This is a genomic window from Janthinobacterium sp. PC23-8 (assembly GCF_002250505.1).
Taxonomy (GTDB): Bacteria; Pseudomonadota; Gammaproteobacteria; order Burkholderiales; family Burkholderiaceae_D; genus Janthinobacterium.
The window spans coordinates 3,114,809-3,131,449 of sequence record NZ_NJGY01000001.1; the positions used below are offsets into that span (position 1 = coordinate 3,114,809).

Annotated in this window: 9 protein-coding genes; 7 read left to right on the forward strand and 2 right to left on the reverse strand. The window is 63.8% G+C overall.

The window, feature by feature from the left end:
• Positions 1-2: 2 nt before the first annotated feature.
• From CD932_RS13410 to CD932_RS13430, 5 genes are all read left to right on the forward strand, one after another.
• Positions 3-2,498 (forward strand): S9 family peptidase, encoded by a 2,496-nt coding sequence (locus CD932_RS13410; protein ID WP_094443062.1) that lies wholly within the window; start codon positions 3-5, stop codon positions 2,496-2,498.
• A 245-nt stretch (positions 2,499-2,743) separates the two neighbouring features.
• A complete protein-coding gene (locus tag CD932_RS13415) occupies positions 2,744-2,983 on the forward strand; it encodes a hypothetical protein (RefSeq protein WP_094443063.1) in 240 nt (79 codons plus the stop codon).
• Positions 2,984-3,142: 159 nt separating this feature from the next.
• Positions 3,143-4,330 carry a hypothetical protein gene (locus CD932_RS13420; protein WP_094443064.1) on the forward strand — a complete coding sequence of 396 codons (1,188 nt, stop codon included), beginning with the start codon at positions 3,143-3,145 and terminating at the stop codon, positions 4,328-4,330.
• Between the two features lie 251 nt (positions 4,331-4,581).
• Entirely contained in the window at positions 4,582-4,989 is a 408-nt protein-coding gene (locus CD932_RS13425; RefSeq protein ID WP_094443631.1) for a DUF6088 family protein, read from the forward strand.
• A complete protein-coding gene (locus CD932_RS13430; RefSeq protein ID WP_094443065.1) occupies positions 4,986-6,083 on the forward strand; it encodes a nucleotidyl transferase AbiEii/AbiGii toxin family protein in 1,098 nt (365 codons plus the stop codon). The genes CD932_RS13425 and CD932_RS13430 overlap by 4 nt, the downstream gene beginning before the upstream one ends.
• A 103-nt stretch (positions 6,084-6,186) precedes the next feature.
• Here the strand turns inward: CD932_RS13430 and CD932_RS13435 are convergent, their stop codons facing one another.
• Positions 6,187-10,608 carry a translocation/assembly module TamB domain-containing protein gene (locus CD932_RS13435; RefSeq protein ID WP_094443066.1) on the reverse strand — a complete coding sequence of 1,474 codons (4,422 nt, stop codon included), beginning with the start codon at positions 10,606-10,608 and terminating at the stop codon, positions 6,187-6,189.
• Complete coding sequence (locus CD932_RS13440; protein ID WP_094443067.1) at positions 10,608-12,521, reverse strand: autotransporter assembly complex family protein; 1,914 nt, start codon at positions 12,519-12,521, stop codon at positions 10,608-10,610. The genes CD932_RS13435 and CD932_RS13440 overlap by 1 nt, the downstream gene beginning before the upstream one ends.
• A 223-nt stretch (positions 12,522-12,744) precedes the next feature.
• Between CD932_RS13440 and queC the strand changes: the two genes are divergently transcribed.
• Positions 12,745-13,467 carry a 7-cyano-7-deazaguanine synthase QueC gene (queC, locus tag CD932_RS13445; RefSeq protein ID WP_094443068.1) on the forward strand — a complete coding sequence of 241 codons (723 nt, stop codon included), beginning with the start codon at positions 12,745-12,747 and terminating at the stop codon, positions 13,465-13,467.
• A gap of 128 nt (positions 13,468-13,595) precedes the next feature.
• Positions 13,596-16,637 (forward strand): CHASE domain-containing protein, encoded by a 3,042-nt coding sequence (locus CD932_RS13450; protein WP_254926574.1) that lies wholly within the window; start codon positions 13,596-13,598, stop codon positions 16,635-16,637.
• Positions 16,638-16,641 lie beyond the last annotated feature (4 nt).

The window sequence follows — 16,641 nt, forward strand, 5'->3', positions numbered from 1 at the left end:
CCATGTCATCCCGTTTTCCCTTGCTGCCCGTTACCGTCGGCCTGATGGCAGCTTCCTCGATGGCCAGCGCGCAAACGGGCGGCTACCAGCTGCCGCCGGCCGCGCTGCAAGCCATCGTCGATGCGCCGCGCGCGCCCACCCTGAGCCTCAGTCCGAAGCGCAACCTGGCCGCCATGCTGGCCACGCCATCGTTGCCGGGCATCGGCGAAGTGGCGCAGCCTGAACTGAAGCTGGCCGGCCTGCGCATCAACCCGCGCACCTATTCGTCCAGCCGCTTCAGTTTTTATACGGGACTGGGCCTGCTCGACATCGACACGCAGCAAGCAATCAAGGTCAGCGGCTTGCCTGCCGCAGCGCGCATCGCCGACCTGTCCTGGTCGCCCGACCAGCGCTACCTGGCCTTCAGCAATGTGGTGTATGCCGATGTCGCCCGGGGCATCAAGGATTCCGGCGTGGAACTGTGGCTGCTCGATGTGCGCAGCCGCGTGGCGCGCAAACTGTCCCGCCAGCCCTTGTCGGGCGTAGCCGGCCGCGGCTTTTCATGGATGCCAGACAGCAAGACCTTACTGGTGCAGTTGAAACCGGCCAGGCTGGGCGCCGCGCCTGTGGCCAATGGCATTCCAACCGGCCCGGCGATCCAGGACAGCCTGCCCGGCGGTGCCGTCAAGCAATTGCGCACCTATCCCGACCTGCTGAAAAACGCCCAGGATGCGCAGTTGTTCGAACACTACATCACAGTGCAGCTGGCCTTGCTGGACGTGACCGGCAAGCAGCGCCTGGTGGGCCAGCCGGCGGCGTTTTCGCGCGCCACCGTGGCGCCGGGCGGCCAGTATCTGCTGACCGAAACGATACAACGTCCGTATTCGTATATGGTGCCGGCGAGCGCCTTCGGCAGCAAGATCGAAGTGCGCGACCTGGCCGGCAAGGTGGTGCATGTGGTGGCCACCCTGCCGCTGGAAGAAGGCTTGCCACCCGGCAATGACGCCGTCTCGCCCGGCGTGCGCAGGGTCAGCTGGCGGGTCGATGCGCCGGCCACCCTGGTATGGGCCGAAGCCCAGGATGGCGGTGACCCGGCCAAACCGGCCGAGATCCGCGACATCGTCTACACCCAGGCCGCGCCATTTACCACCAGGCCGGCCGTGCTGGCCAGGCTCGCTGCGCGCTATGGCGGCGTCGCCTGGGGCCGTGGCGACCTGGCCCTGTTGACCGAAGCGTGGTACAAGACGCGCGCCATCAGGCAGTGGCGCATTTATCCAGATAAACTCGCGGACCAGGCAGCTGACCTGATCTATGAAGGCTCGTTCGAAGACCGCTACAACGATCCGGGCCAGCCCGTGATGCGCGCCGACGCGGCCGGCCTGCCGCGCATTTTGATTGCCGCCGACGGTACCATTTTGCTCGACGGCGCCGGCGCCTCGAACGATGGCGACCGTCCGTTTATCGACCGCCTGGACCTGGCGACGAAAAAGAAGGAGCGGCTGTTCCAGAGCGCCGCGCCGTATTATGAAAACGTGGTGGCCGTGCTCGACGAAGACGGTGGCCGCCTGCTGTCGACGCGCGAATCGCCGACCGAGCAGCCGAACTATTATGTGCGCAATCTGAAACCGGGTGCGACTGCCCTGACGCCGCTGACGCATTTCCCGCATCCGCTGCCGCAGATGAAAGACGTGCAAAAGGAACTGATCCGTTACAAGCGCGCCGACGGCGTCGACCTGACGGCGACCCTGATGTTGCCGCCGAATTACGATGCAAAACGCGACGGCCCGCTGCCGACCCTGATGTGGGCCTACCCGCAGGAATTCAAGACCGCCAGCGCCGCCAGCCAGACCAGGGGTTCGCCGTATAAATTCAATGCCGTCAGCTACTGGGGGCCGGCGGCCTTTTTGGCCATGGGTTACGCCGTGCTCGACAATCCATCGTTTCCCGTCGTCGGTACGGGCGAGCAGGAACCGAACGACACCTATCTGCCGCAGCTGGTGGCCGACGCCGAAGCGGCCGTCGATGAAGTGGTGCGGCGCGGCGTGGCCGACCGCGACCGCATCGCCATCGGCGGTCACTCGTATGGCGCCTTCATGACCGGCAACCTGCTGGCCCATACGCGCCTGTTCCGCGCCGGCATCGCCCGCAGCGGCGCCTACAACCGCACCCTGACGCCATTCGGTTTTCAGTCGGAAGACCGGCCGTTCTGGCAGGCGCAGGCGGTGTACCAGGCCATGTCGCCGTTTAACTATGCCGACAAGATCAAGGATGCGCTGCTGATGATCCACGGCGAGCAGGACAACAACTCGGGCACCTTCCCGATCCAGAGCGAGCGCATGTTCCAGGCTATCAAGGGTCTGGGCGGCACGGCCCGCCTGGTGATGTTGCCCAACGAAAGCCACGCCTACCGCGCGCGCGAATCGATCATGCACATGCTGTATGAAAGCAACAACTGGCTGGAAAAATATGTCAAAAACGCCGCGCCGCGCACGCCACGGGCGGGCAAGGACGGCCAATAAGGGCAGAGGGCAGCGAGTCGTGGTATGGTCTTCCTTTGCCTGTTCGCTAACGGAGGCCTGCCATGCCCAGCCATGCCATTGAAGCGCACCGCGCGCCCGACCCGGCGCCGGTCAACGATCCGCTGTCCGCACCGGAGCCCGATACGAGTCCGGGGCACCGTCCCGGTCCCGCGCACCCGGTGCCGCAGGATGATCCGGTCCCCGATCCGCACCCAAGTTAATTCGTCAAAGAAAGGCTGTTTCAGATGGTATTAATCAAGGAAAACTACACCCGCAAGGTCAGCGGAGAAGCGTTCGACTACGAACTCGAATACACGCCCGGCAGCGCCGTGGGCTGGCTGGCCCGCGTCTACCACGACGGCGTGCTGAAGGGCTCGCCACACGGCGCGCTGACGGCCAACGTGCTGTCCGGCCCGGCGCTGGAGCAATACCTGCGCGCCTATGTCGAAGGCATGATCGAGCGCGGGCTCGATGTCGCCGAGTAAGATCCGGGATCAGACCCGCCGAGTCTGATCCACCTCAGGTATACACAAGTTAAACCCGGCCATCAGCCTGATTTACGGCGCGCGCTTCGGGTAGCCAGCTCAGTCCGTTCGACCAGACTCCTGTAAAATGTTTCTATAACAACAGGGGGAGTGTGTCGCATGGGGATTGAGCAGGAGGTCGAGGCCATCCGGGCCGGTATCAAAGCGGGCCGCTTCTCCAACGAGGCGTCGGTATCCCAGGGCATCGTGCTGCGCCTCCTCCATGCGCTGGGCTGGCCCACTTACGACACCGACGCCGTCTGGCCGGAATACGCGTTGGGAGGACGTCGCGTCGACTTCGCCCTGTGCAACCCACCGGCCAAGCCCATCGCCTTCGTCGAGGTCAAACAGATCGGCCAGAGCGACGGGGCTGAGCGGCAACTGTTCGAATATGCGTTCCATATTGGCGTTCCGATGGCCATCCTCACCGATGGCCGCGAGTGGCATTTCTTCCTGCCCGGCGAGCAGGGCGACTATGGCGAGCGTCGTGTCTACAAGCTCGACATCGTCGACCGCGACGTGAAGGAGTGCGTCGAGCGGTTGCAGCGATACCTGCTGCACTCGGCGGTGGCGTCGGGGCATGCGATCCAGGCCGCCCGCGATGATTACCGCAACGTGTCCAAGGACCGCCAGATGCTGGCGACCCTTCCCAAGGCCTGGCGGCAGATCATCGATGACGAAGACGGGATGCTGTTGGAGATCCTCTCCGACCGCGTCGAGAGTCTGTGCGGCTTCAAACCCGAGCCGGACATGGTCGCGAGCTTCTTGAAGGAAAGCGTGGCCGGCCGTCTGCAGCTGCCTGTCTCCCCGACGAGATCCATCGCTCGGGCCAAAGCAGCCGCTCAGCTGGGGTCGCAAGTGATGGCAGTCCCGGCTATCGGGACAGCATCGATCAAGTCTGCTGGCCAACCCGCCGCTGCGGCAGCTCCGCCCATGCCGGTGGCGCGCGTCGCGGCCGCCCCGAGCCGGCCGGCCGGCTTCTCATTCCAGGGGCAGTTCCATCCAGCCCGCAACGCCATCGACACTCTGCGCCAGGTGTTCGACCTGCTGATCCAGCGGGACGCGATGTTCGGCGAGCGGTTCGCCGGCTTGCCCAAGCATGGCCGGAGCCGGCGCTACCTGGCCCTCGACGCCAACGACCTTTATCCAGGCCGCTCGGACCTGGTTCGTGATAGCTCGACCCAACTGGTCTCTGGCTGGTGGATGAGCACGAACCACAGCAAACAGACGATAGGCCAGATCATCGCCATGGCGTGCGACGTGGCCGAGGTGGCGTTCGGCAAGGATCTCGTGACCAGCCTGGGCTGATTCCAGGACTGCGGCGACGATGCCACAAAACACAGTTTTGCTGTCGATCAAGTGTGTCCTTGCCCTACTTATATGTAGCGTTGCGGGATACTTGTGAATCGGCTCGACCTTGTCAGTTCATTGCTTACCTCGGCTGGTATCTGAGATGACGGCGATAACTCATCGCGCCGTAACGATCTCCGATGGCCCTTGACATGGGTTTCTACGCATGCAAACATACGACAATAATGTCTTATGTTTGCAGGGTTTTCATGCCGAAAATGAACTTGGAAGAACGCATTGAAATGAGCATCGCTCGCTCCAAACCCAATGTTTTCCTCAGAAAAGACTTTGAGCGGTTCGGCGGCTATGATCAGGTCGGTCGCGCTCTACGCGCCGCCATCCGCAAAGGCTTCTTGGTCAAGGCTGGTTATGGCATTTATGTCAAGGCGAAAAAGTCCAGCATCACGGGTAACCCAATTCCCGTCGTTCCCCTCGTCCAACTGGGACTTGAAGCGTTGTCGAAAATGGGGGTTGAGGCTGACGTTGGTGCATCGGCCAAGGAATACATATCCGGCAAATCGACGCAAATGCCGATGGCTCCTGTCGTCAATATTGGCAAGGCGCGGGTGGCCCGGAAAATCGGTTTTGGTGGCAAGCAGATCAGGTATGAGAAATGAAAAAGATCTCAGCCGTTGACGCTCAGAAGCTCGCTGATTTTGCTCTGGAAAGCCCCGTAGCGCTTCCAGCTTATGTGCTTGAAAAAGACATGCATGTAGTCGACGCCATGAAAATCCTGGCTGCCTTGCCTGCGAGCCCTCTGTTCAAGCTTGTGTTTTGCGGCGGGACGTGTTTATCCAAGGCCTACGGGATTTTGGAACGCATGTCGGAAGACATTGATTATAAAGTCGTGCCGACGGCAGCGGCTCTCATCCTTAGCAAAACTCGCCGAATGAATGAACTGAAGACGTTCCGACAGTCCGTGACGACAGCCTTGGTGGTCGGCGGATTTACCGGCGATGACGCCATTGCGACAAAAGTGAGAGACGAGGGGGCCTATTGCGCGATTAGCGTTGAATATGATTCGGTGTTTGATAAACCAGTTTCGTTGCGCCCACACTTATTAATCGAGCTGAACTACACGGAATTGGCCAAGCCAAGCCAATCCCAAGAAGTAGGCTTATTGCTGGACAGGTTGTTAAGCGGCAGCTACTCGGCACCGTTGAAACTGGAGTGTGTTTCGTTGGAAGAGGCCTTGGCGGAAAAAATAGTTTCTTTTCCGCGTCGTTTAAGCAAGCAGATGGCGGACCAGGTTCCGAAGGGGGCCAAGAGCCAGAAAATATTCAACGAAAAATTTTTGACTGAGGAGCTTCATTGGGATAAAGCTCTCATCCGCCATCTTCTCGATGTCAAGATTCTGTCGGATAAATATCCTGCATTGACCGCTGATTTGGACGGTTTTGGCTCCCTGCTCGCGACAGCTATCAACAAGGACGCTTTCGAGTTCAAGTCGCATGATGATTTCAAAGACGATCCTGCCAAAGAGCTACAAGCCAGCATGGCTTTCGCAAAAACGAGCAAGACGCTCAGCGCCCAGTATGTGGCCTTCGTGAGCGACATGGTTTATGGCGCAGACAAGCCATCGTATTCAGACGCCATCGATCATTTTGAATCAGTCTTAAAAACAGCGCTGCAAAGTCCAGTTCTGCAAGCCAGCATCCTTGCGGCGCAACAGGCCGAAAAGTTGAAAGTTAAGGCTGGCCTTGCTCTTTGACACCAGGCAATCACATGGATTGCGAGCGAGTTTGTGACGCGAATCGACCTCATTTCAACTGATTAAGGAAACGGCTCGCGCCTGGGTGCCTTTGTGTCTTGGGTCAATCAAACGCCCAGGTATACAGGATGTCCAGCGCATTGTTGGTGCCGGTCTGGAACTGCAAGGTAAAGCGGCGGTTCAGCTTGTAGCGCAGCTTGACCAGGCTCGACGCCGAGCTGGCGCCCTGCTCGAACGTCAGGTAGGCGCGCGAGGACAGACGCTTGCCGACCGTGACGACCGTGCTTTCCAGTCCCTTGGCCTGCGACAGGCCCACTTCATCGAGGCCCAGCGAGCTGGCCAGCTTGCCTTGCATGCCGCCGCCCGAGCCGCCGAAGAGGGCGCCGGCGGCCGTGGTCAACAGGGCCATCTCATCGCCGGCAGCCGTTTCCGCGCCGTGGCCGAGGATCAGCCAGGCCAGCTTGTCGCTGTCCGACACGTTCGGCGTCGACACCAGCTTGGCCGTTGGCGCCTGGGCCGTGCCGCGCACTTCCACGCCCGCTTCGACATTGGTTTCCGACAACGCTTCGCCCTGCGGACGCTTGCGCACGGCCAGCACGTTCAGCGACGGATTGTCGTAGGCGCCCGTGAAGTTGATCACGCCGCGCTCGATCGACAATTTCTGCCCGTACGCCGCATACAGGCCGTTGACGACGCGGATGCCGCCGGTGATGCGCGGCGCATTGCGGTTCTGCACGCGGGCGCGGATATTGCCGGCGAGATCGGCATCGATGCCCATGCCGCGCAGGTGGAAGGCGTTGCCCAGGTCGAATTCCACGTCGATATTCAATGGCAGTTCGGGCGCCGCCTTGGTGGCGCGGCTGTTCTTGCCCAGCACCACCACGTCATCGCTTTGCGTCGGCGTGCCTTCCGGCGCCAGTTCGATCAGCGCGCGGTTGGCCTTGAACTTGCCTTCCAGGCTGAAAAGTTTGTCGTTGCGCAGCACGGTGGCATTGCCCGACATGATCAGGGTGCGGTCCGGGCGCGACAGCGCCGTCAGGCGTTCGGCAAGCAGTTTCAGTTCCATCGTCGCTTCGCCGTTCGCAAAGCGCACCCAGCCATCAAGCTGCGCCTTGCCGTTGCCGCCGTCAAAAGTCAAACGCTGCAGCTGCAGTTGGTCGCCGGCCAGTTTTGCCTGCAGCACGCCATTACGCAGGCGCAAGCCCTGTTCGGCCCAGCTCACCAGCAGGCCGCTGCCCGTGATGTCGCCATTGAGCAGGGGCGCGCCGATGGTGCCGCTGCCCGTCAATGCCACCTTCAAGGCGCCGCCCAGTTCCAGCCCAGGCTGGCCGGCCAGTGGCGCCACCCATGCCAGCGAGGCGATATTGGTGGTGCCGGTCAGGTTCAGTGCGCTGCTGTTGCCGATGCGCCCGTTCACCATTTGCACGGTGGCGTTGATATCGCTCTGGCCGGCGCGTGTGCCGTCCAGTTTCACGGCCAGGCGCAATTGCTGGTTGGCCACGTCGACCCGCGCGTCCAGGGTGCGCAGGCCCAGCGTCAAAGGCTGCTCGACGCCGACCGTGATATCGCCTTTTTCGCGGAACACATGCAGCATGCCGGCCAGGGCCGGCTCTTTCCGGCTGGCCGTGGCCGCTTGCATGTCGAGCGACCATTGCGCGCCCAGGGTCAGGTCGCCGCGCGCATTGTCGCGCAGCGCCGGCGCAAATTGCGCCAGGTAGTTCAAGGCCACGCCGGTGGCCTGGCCGCTGCTGGTCCAGCGCGGACCGTTTTTGGCCAGGCTTTGCATGGTGATGCTGCCGGCCGGCAGCTTGATGACGGTATTGCCCACGCTGAGTTGCTCGGGATTGCCCAGGCCAGCCACGCCGCTGCCGGCTGGCCCTGTGACCTTGACCGGCACCGGCGCTTGCAATACGAGCGCATAGCGGCCCTTGTTCTGCAGGCTGTCGATGCTGCCGGTCCAGCTGGCGCCGTTCTGGCTGCCCCTGGCGGCGACGGTGGCGTCGAAGTCGTCATTGCGCGCCGCCACGTTGATGCTGTGGTTGCCGCGCGTGCCGGTGGTGCCCAACCTAGCCGTGGCCAGCTTGAAGGTGGGCGTGCTGTAGCCGGTGATTTCCAGCGCGCTGACCATCGGGTCTTGCGCGCCCTGGCCGGAGCCGACGCTGGCACTGCCCTTGACGGTCTGCAGGCGCTGGTCGCCGAAAAAGGTCAGGTTGTTGCCGTCCAGACTCAGCTGCGCGGCCGGCGCATCCATCTTGCCCGACACTACGCCGGACGCATGCAGCACGCCGCCAAACTGCGCTCCCAGGCTGCTCAGTTGCGGCGCATCGAGTTTCCAGTTCAGCTTGTCGGTGGCGCCGCCCAGCGCGCCCTTGGCGACCAGGCTGTTCGGTCCCAGGCGTAGTTCCACGTCAGCATTGTCGACCCGCTTGGCGGACGCCGTCAGCTTGGCATAGCCGGCCAGCGGCGCATTTTGCAGCGTCGATTCGCGCAGCGCCAGCGTGAGCGCCATGCGCCAGTCGCTGGACAGCTTGCTGCTGCCGTTGAAGTCGGCATTGATATTGCCGACCGGCAGGTTGCCGAACGCGGCCGGATTGAGTTTTTGCACCGTGCCGGCCATTTTCACTTCCGCCGACTGCTTCGGCCCCGTCAGGCCGATGTCGCCGCTGGCGTGGATCACGCTGTCGGGTGCCGGACGCTTGCTGCTGGACAATCCCAAGCCTTTGGCGTCGGCAACAAAGGTGGTGCGCGGCTCCTGCATGGTTCCCTGCACCACGCCGCTGGCCAGCACCGCGCCGACCAGCTCGCCCTGCACGGCGGACAGTTGCCGGGCATCGACATTCCAGTTCAGTTTTTCACCAAGGCCGCCAAAGTTGCCCTTGGCCGCGAGGGTGTTCTTGCCCAGCGCCAGCTGCACGTCGATGCCGCTCAAGTGCCGGGCGTCGGCCGTCAGCTTGCCCTTGCCGGACAACGGCTGGTCGAGCAGCTTGCTGGGCCGCACCGTGAAGTCGGCGTTGGCCAGCCACTGTGGGGCCACGTGGCCATTCGCGCGCACATCAAGGTTCAGGTCGGCGACAGGAAAGGCGCCAAAGTCGGCCGGGTTCAAACGGCTGGTGGCGGCGACGGCCTTGAACGGCTGATCGTCTTTCAGGTTGAGCTCGCCGCTGGCGCTGATGCTGCTCTTGCCTGCTTGCAAGGTCGCCTTGCCGAGCTTGACCAGGGAATCGGCCATGGTGGCTTCCAGGTCCAGGCGCAGCTTGGCTTCGCCCAGTCTGGCGCGCACGGTCTGCGTCTTGCCGTCGCTATTCAATGTGATGTCGCCGGCGATTTTGGTGCTGTTGATGCTGCTGTAGATCTGTTGCAGGTCGATTTTGTCGGTATGCAGGGCGATATTGGCTTGGGCGATGCCGGCGTCGGGCGCGTCGCGCTTGAGCTTGCCGCTGCCGGTGAATTTGCCGGCGTTACCGAAGTCGATGATGGCCGAATCGAGGGTGGTGGCCGTCAGGGTGCCTCCCAGGCGTGCGTCGAACTGGCGCAGCGGCAGCTTTTGCTGGTCCAGCGGGCCCGGCGCGGCGTGGTTGACGATGGCCAGCTTGCCCGAGACGCTTTGATTGGCGCCGATGGCCGCGTCCAGTTCCAGGCTCAGGTCGGCCTGTGGCAGGGTCGCATCGAACTTGCCCGGATTGATATTGCGGCCCTTGATGCTGGCCGAGCGCAGGATGATGACGGGGTCGAACGGCGCCAGCGCCAGTTGCGCGTCGGCCGTGGCGGCGCCGGCATTGCCCTTGGCGCCGATGGTCAGAAGGTTCAGGTCGCCACCGAGCGCCAGCTTCAGCGCCGCCGGTTTTTCGCCGGCCGGCGCCACGGCTTGCGTCAGGCTGGCGGTTCCCTTGAGCTTGAACGGTTTCACGGCGGCGATGGTGGCGTCGGCTTTCGCCAGGCCAAACGGCGTGACGCCTGCGGCGTCTTTCAGCTGCCACTCGCTCTTGTCGCCGGACAAGGCAAAGCGGACTTTTTCAAACACGGTGTTGCCGGTCTCGCCGATCACGGTGATTTTATCGAGGCGCGCTTCGCTGATGCCGATTTTAAACGGCGAGGCCAGGCTGTCGGGCATTGTCGACGGTTCGTCCGAGGTGCCGATGGTCTGCACGGCCAGGCTGGCCACATGCAACTCGGAAATCGCGATGCCTTCCGAGAAATACTGGAACGGCGACCAGTCGATATCGATATTGTCGGCCGTGATGTGCTGCGTCTTGCTGCGGTAGCTGACGTGGTCCAGGTGCATGCGGTTGTAGAGCGAGCCGGACACGCCGGATACTTCGATCTGGCCGCCGCTGGCGCTGGCCACTTTGTGCACCAGCAGTTGCAGGGTCGATTCGCGGCCCAGGAACCAGAAGGCGCCGCCCAGCAGCACGGCCAGGCTGATGATGCTGACCAGCAAATAGCGCGGCCAGCGGCGTTTTTTTGCCGGCGGCGGTGGCGCAGGTGGTGGCACGGCGGAGGAGGACTCGGTGGTAAGGTCGGACATCAGAAAGTGAATCCCAGAGAAAAGTGCAAACGGAAGGCGTGGACGGCGTGGCCATACGCCACGTCGACATTGATGGGGCCGACGGGACTCTTGTAGCGCCCGCCCAGGCCATAGCCGGATTTCAGGGTCAGCGCATCCTTGACGCTGTCGCCCGCATTGCCGGCGTCATAGAAGGCGGCGACGGCCCATTTCGGCTTGAACCAGTACTGGTATTCGGCGCTGGCAGTGGCCAGGTAGCGCCCGCCAACGGTGGCGTCGCCTTCCTTCACGCCCAGCTCCTGGTAGGCATAGCCGCGCACGGACTGGTCGCCGCCGGCGCGGAACAGGTAGACGGCCGGCACGCCGGTTTTCTCTTTCGAGCCCAGCGCGCCCATTTCGCCGCGTACGATCAATTCGCCTTTTTCGCCGAGCGGCTTGTAATACACGCCCTTGCCCGAGACGCGCACGAAGCGCTCGTCGGTCAGCACCGGCAGCAGCGCGCCGCCGACCTGGGCATTGATGACATAGCCTCTGGTGGGGAACAGCAGGCTGTCGAGGCTGCGCTTGGTGATGGCATAGGTCAGCGGCAAGCTCTTGCTGCGCGTCTGTTCCAGGCCGACCACGGTTTTATTCTCACTGAGAAATTCGAATGTCAGGCTGCGTTCCAGGGTGGTGCCGCCCCAGTTGCGCTTGGCGGCAATCGTCGACACGGCCGTGATCTCGTTGGAGATATCGCTGCGCTCGAACGAGGCGCCGACGCTGTCGTTGTAGCCGCGTTCGGTGGTGGGGAAGTAGAAGTTGGCGTGCGCCGCCTGTTTCTTCGTTTCCATCGTGACCGCGCTCTTGAAGCGCGTGCCCCAGACATTGAGGTTGTCGTAGTTGAGCTGGGCGCGGTTGCCGGTATTGGTACTGAAACCGATACCGGCGCTGACGTTCTGCTGTTTGTTCTCGGTGACGCGCACCACCAGCGGCAGTTGCGGCGCCGGGCCGCGGCTGGCCTGGGCCGTTGCCACGGTCTCGCCTTCCTGCACCGCCTGGCCCGCCTCGATCTGCTCATTGAGGATACTGCTCAGGTCGGCGCTCACTTCCACGCTGGCAAAATAGCCGGTGTCCTGCAGGCGCGCCTGGTACAGCTGCAGCGCCGATTCGCTGTAGTAGTCGCCGGGGCTGATCTTGTTGAGGTTGCGGATGATGGCGGGATCGTAGCGCTTCAGGCCTTCGATGCGCAGTTCGCCAAAGCGCAGTTCGGGGCCGCTGCTGAGGATCACCAGCAGCGACACCTGGTGCGTTTCCGGGTCGACCACGGCTTGCGTATCGACCAGCTGGGCGCGCGGGTAGCGCGTCTGCACCACTTCGCGCAGCAGCGCGCGCTTGGCGGACTCCCATTCGGCCTGGCGGAAGATGGCGCCGGTTTTGAGCGCCCAGCGGCGCTTCAGGCCTTCGGTGTCGTACGGCTCGCTGGCCGCCAGCGGCGGCGTTGGATCGAAACCGCGCAATTCCAGCTCGACCTTGTCGATGACCACCGGCTGGCCCGGCTCGACATTGACGGTGACCACCGGCCGGCTGCCGGCGGTGTCGAGAGTGACCGTGACGACGGGCGTATAGAAGCCGGCCGTGGCGACCAGGTTTTTCACTTGTTCGGGCGCGTCGCGCACCAGGCGCTGCAGCTGTTCGCGGTCCATGCGCGGGTTGCCGCGAAAGCGTTCGAGGTCGAGGTTTTTTTCCAGCAGCTCGTCGAGGTCGCCGGGCGCATTGACGCGCACATCGTATTGCAGGGCCGGCGCAACGGGGGCGGTATCGGCGGCAGGCGCTTCGGCGAGCGCTTCGGCAGGCGCTTCGGCAGGCGTGTCTGCTACCGCTTCCTGCGCGCGCGCATGGGTCATGGGCAGGGTCAGGATGGCGCCGCCGGCGGCCGCCAGTGTCAGTTGCCCCATTGCTTTTGCCAATAACTGTGCCAAAATTCGTGGTCGTATTGCCTTGCCGGTGGCGAAGTGCGGTAGGGGACGTGCAGAAAACATGGTGCTCCAGATGAGTAAATGCTGCCCGCATGTTACCGGAAGTGGAAAATTGATGGCGGACGAATAAGTCTATTTTGCGCAGGTATTGCATGGTCTTGCACCTGGTCCGCCAGCCTGTACTTTATATAGAAAGAATATTATGTTAGCAACTGATACGGCGCTGGTCCTGTTTAGCGGTGGCCAGGATTCCACCACCTGCCTGGCCTGGGCCCTCGAACACTATAGCCGTGTAGAAACGATCGGCTTTGATTATGGCCAGCGCCACGCCATCGAACTGACGGTGCGCCCGGGCCTGCTGGCCAGGATGCGCGAGCAGTCGCCGCAGTGGCGCGACCGTCTCGGCGAAGACCATATGATCGACCTGTCGCTGATCGCGGCCATTTCCGATACGGCCATGACGCAGGATGTGGAAATCGTGATGCAGGAAAACGGCTTGCCGAACACCTTTGTGCCGGGACGCAACCTGCTGTTCATGACCGTGGCCGCCACCGTGGCCTACCGCCGCGGCCTGACGGTGCTGGTGGGCGGCATGTGCGAGACGGATTTTTCGGGTTACCCCGATTGCCGCGACGACACCATCAAGGCGCTGCAGGTGGCGCTGAACCTGGGCATGGCCACGCGCCTGAAGCTGGAAACGCCGCTGATGTGGCTGGACAAGGCGCAAAGCTGGGAGCTGGCGGAAAAGCTCGGCGGCCAGAGCCTGGTCGACCTGATCCGCAGCGACACGCATACCTGCTACCTCGGCGAACGGGGCCAGTTGCATGACTGGGGCTATGGTTGCGGTACTTGCCCCGCCTGCGCGTTGCGCGCCAATGGCTATCGCCAGTATGTGGCGGGCAAGGTGGCCTTGCCTGCGCTATGAAAATGTGGTCTTTTTGACACATTGATACAAAGTTTGCAATGCTTTTGGCACTGACGTAGTATCGTTGACATCCTCTACCGACGGTAGCGGCGCGCTTGCGCGCATTTCGATCAGTTTTCCAGCCAGCCATGAACAGACGCGCCTCGCCGTTGTCGTCCAGATCGCACCGCCCGCAGTGGGTGGGCCCGCCGCTGTTTGCGGCGCTGGTACTGGTGCTGGGACTGGGCCTGAGCTACGGCGCCTGGCGCGTCGCCAGCGACGCCAGTGAACAGCAGGTGAGGGCCGATTTCGATTTTCGCGTGCGCGAACTGGTGGGCAGCATCACCGGCCGCATGCGCACTTACACCGACCTGTTGCATGGCGTGCAGGGGCTGTACGCCAGCTCGAACGACGTCACGCGCGACGAATTCCATGCCTTCCTGGCGGTGCGCGACTTCGCTCGCCACTACCCCGGCATTCAGGGCATCGGCTACCTGCCGCTGTTGCCGGGCAAAGAGCGCGCGGCGCACGAGGCGCAGGCGCGCACCCAGGGGTTTCCCGGCTATGTCATTGAACCGCCGGGGGCGCGGCCCTTGCTTGCGCCCATCACTTATCTGGAACCGGTCAACGACAGCAACCTGCGCGCCATGGGCCATGACCTGCTGGCCGAACCGGTGCGGCGCGCGGCCCTGGAGCAGGCGCGCGATACCGGCCAGGCGGCCATGACGGGCAAGATCCGCTTGTTGCAGGATGGCGGCCCCAGCGCCACGATGTATGGTTTTTTACTGGTGCTGCCGATCTTCGACAATGGCCTGGTGCACGACAGCGTGCAGCAGCGCCGCGCCGCCTTGCGCGCCTGGGTCTTCGCGCCGTTTCGCATGCAGGACCTGATGCGCGACGTGGGCGGCGAAGCGTCGCGCCTGCTCGACCTGGAAATCTACGATGGCCAACGTCTCGGCGACGATACGCAGCTGTACGACAGCCTGCCCGGCACGCCTGCGGCCCCGGGCCGGCTGTCGAGCACGCAGGCCTTGACCATCGCCGGCCATGTCTGGACGGTGCGTGTGCGCGCGCTGCCCGCTTTTGACGGCGACTTGCTGGCGCGCCCGCCCGTGGTGGCCTGGACCGGCCTGTGCGTCAGCCTGGCGCTGGCCCTGGCCACCTGGCTGCTGGCGGCCAGCCGCTACCAGGCGCAGCGTTCGCTGGCGCGCGCCAGCGAGCTGGCCGGCCAGCTCGAGCAGGGCCAGGCCAGCGTGCTGGCGATGGCCGAGGCGGCGCAGCGCAGCCAGGCGATGTTGCGCAATATCCTCGACTCGACCCTCGACGGCATCCTGGTCGACAACGGCGAAGGCCGCATCTTTACCTCGAACCGGCGCTTTCGTGACCTGTGGCAAGTACCCGACACGCTCGACTGGCAGGCCGATGGGTGCGCGCTGGTGCTGCATGTGCAAAGCCGGCTGGAGCAGGCCACGCCATTTCTCGACGCGCGCCGCCATGCGCCGCACGGCCACCGCGAGCAGCGCGACGAGCTGCACCTGCGCGACGGCCGGGTGATCGAACAATATGTCCGCAGCATGCAGCTTGGCAATGAACAGGCCCGGCTGTGGACTTTCCGCGATATCAGCGAACGCAGCCTGGCGGAGCGGCGCGAAACGACGCGTCGCCAGGTGCTTGAAATGCTGGCCATCGGCGCGCCGCTCGAGCGGGTGCTCGAAAGCGTGGTGCTGGGCGTGCAGGCCGACCATCCGGCCATGCTCTGCAGCATCTTGCTGCTCGATGAAGGCCGCCATCGCCTGGTGCTGGGCGCGGCGCCTTCGCTGCCGGCGTTTTTCAACCTGTCCAGCCACGGCCATGGCCTCGACATGCTGCGCGGCGTGCATGGCGTGGCGGCGCTGGTGGTGCGCAGCGGCCAGCGCATCAGCGTGCCCGACCTGCGGGCGGCCGAAACACTGCCCGGCGAGATGGAACTGGCGGGGCAGGCGGGCCTGCAATCGTGCTGGGCCGAACCGGTACGCGGCAGCTCGGGCAAGCTGCTGGGCGTGCTGATGGCCTACCACCGCCAGCCGCTGGCGCCCGGCGCCTCGCACCTGGCGCGCCTGGCCGAGGCGGCGCACCTGGCCGGCATGGCGATCGAGCAGGCGCAGGTGGCGCAGGCGCTGCGCGCCGGCGAAGCACGCTTTCGCAGCCTGTACGACCATGCGCCGGTGGCCTTGTGGGAGCAGGACTGGTCGGCCGTGCGCGAGGCGCTCGATGTGCTCAGGCAGTCGGGTGTGGCGGACCTGCCGGCGTATTTGCAGCAGCGAGCCGACGAACTCAAACGTTTGGCCGGCCTGGTGCGCATTATCGACGCCAATGGCGCCGCGCTGGCGCAAGTGCGGGCCAACCTCGACGATCAGCGGCGCGGCAAGCTGGGGCTGGCGCAAAATTTTGACGACGCCGCCTTGCCCGCGTTTGGCGCGGCGCTGCTGGCGCTGGCCGGCGGCGCCCATCTGTACGAATGCGAGAGCAGTTTTGTGCGCCTCGATGGGGCGGCGCGGCAAAATGAACTGAGCTTGTTGGTGATGCCTGGCCATGCCGACAGTTTGGACTTCGTGATGGTGTCGTCGCTCGATATCACCGAGCGCAAGCGCATGAATGCCGAACTGCTGCAGCTGGCCACCACCGACTTTTTGACGGGCTTGCCGAACCGGCGCCAGTTCATGACGGCTTTGGCCAGCGAACACGCGCGCTTGCAGCGCGAACTGGCCAGCGTGGCCACCGTGCTGATGCTCGATATCGATCATTTCAAGCGCGTCAACGACGAGTACGGCCATGCGGTGGGCGATGTGGTGTTGCGCCACCTGGGCTCGCTGATGTGCCAGGCGCTGCGCAAGGTCGATGTGCCGGGCAGGGTGGGCGGCGAGGAATTCGCCATCCTGTTGCCGGGTACCGACATGGCGTCGTCGGCCGTGTTTGCCGAACGTTTGCGCGCCCGCGTAGCCGACAGTTCGATCGGCATCGACGGTGGTGCGCTGCTGAGCGTGACGGTCAGCATCGGCATCGCGGCCATGGGCGGCACCGATGCCGGTTGCGATGCGGTGCTGGCGCGCGCCGATGAAGCGCTGTACCGCGCCAAGCGGGGCGGCCGCAACCGGGTGGAACACCATGACGGCGGCAGCGGCGGCGTGCTGAGCCAGTTCATGGCCACTTGACTAC

Excerpts from the sequence above, each read along its gene's own strand:
- CD932_RS13435 (WP_094443066.1), bottom strand. The coding sequence starts at position 10,608 with ATGTCCGACCTTACCACCGAGTCCTCCTCCGCCGTGCCACCACCTGCG.
- queC (WP_094443068.1), top strand. The coding sequence starts at position 12,745 with ATGTTAGCAACTGATACGGCGCTGGTCCTGTTTAGCGGTGGCCAGGAT.
- CD932_RS13450 (WP_254926574.1), top strand. The coding sequence starts at position 13,596 with ATGAACAGACGCGCCTCGCCGTTGTCGTCCAGATCGCACCGCCCGCAG.
- CD932_RS13415 (WP_094443063.1), top strand. The coding sequence starts at position 2,744 with ATGGTATTAATCAAGGAAAACTACACCCGCAAGGTCAGCGGAGAAGCG.
- CD932_RS13430 (WP_094443065.1), top strand. The coding sequence starts at position 4,986 with ATGAAAAAGATCTCAGCCGTTGACGCTCAGAAGCTCGCTGATTTTGCT.
- CD932_RS13420 (WP_094443064.1), top strand. The coding sequence starts at position 3,143 with ATGGGGATTGAGCAGGAGGTCGAGGCCATCCGGGCCGGTATCAAAGCG.
- CD932_RS13425 (WP_094443631.1), top strand. The coding sequence starts at position 4,582 with ATGCCGAAAATGAACTTGGAAGAACGCATTGAAATGAGCATCGCTCGC.
- CD932_RS13410 (WP_094443062.1), top strand. The coding sequence starts at position 3 with ATGTCATCCCGTTTTCCCTTGCTGCCCGTTACCGTCGGCCTGATGGCA.
- CD932_RS13440 (WP_094443067.1), bottom strand. The coding sequence starts at position 12,521 with ATGGGGCAACTGACACTGGCGGCCGCCGGCGGCGCCATCCTGACCCTG.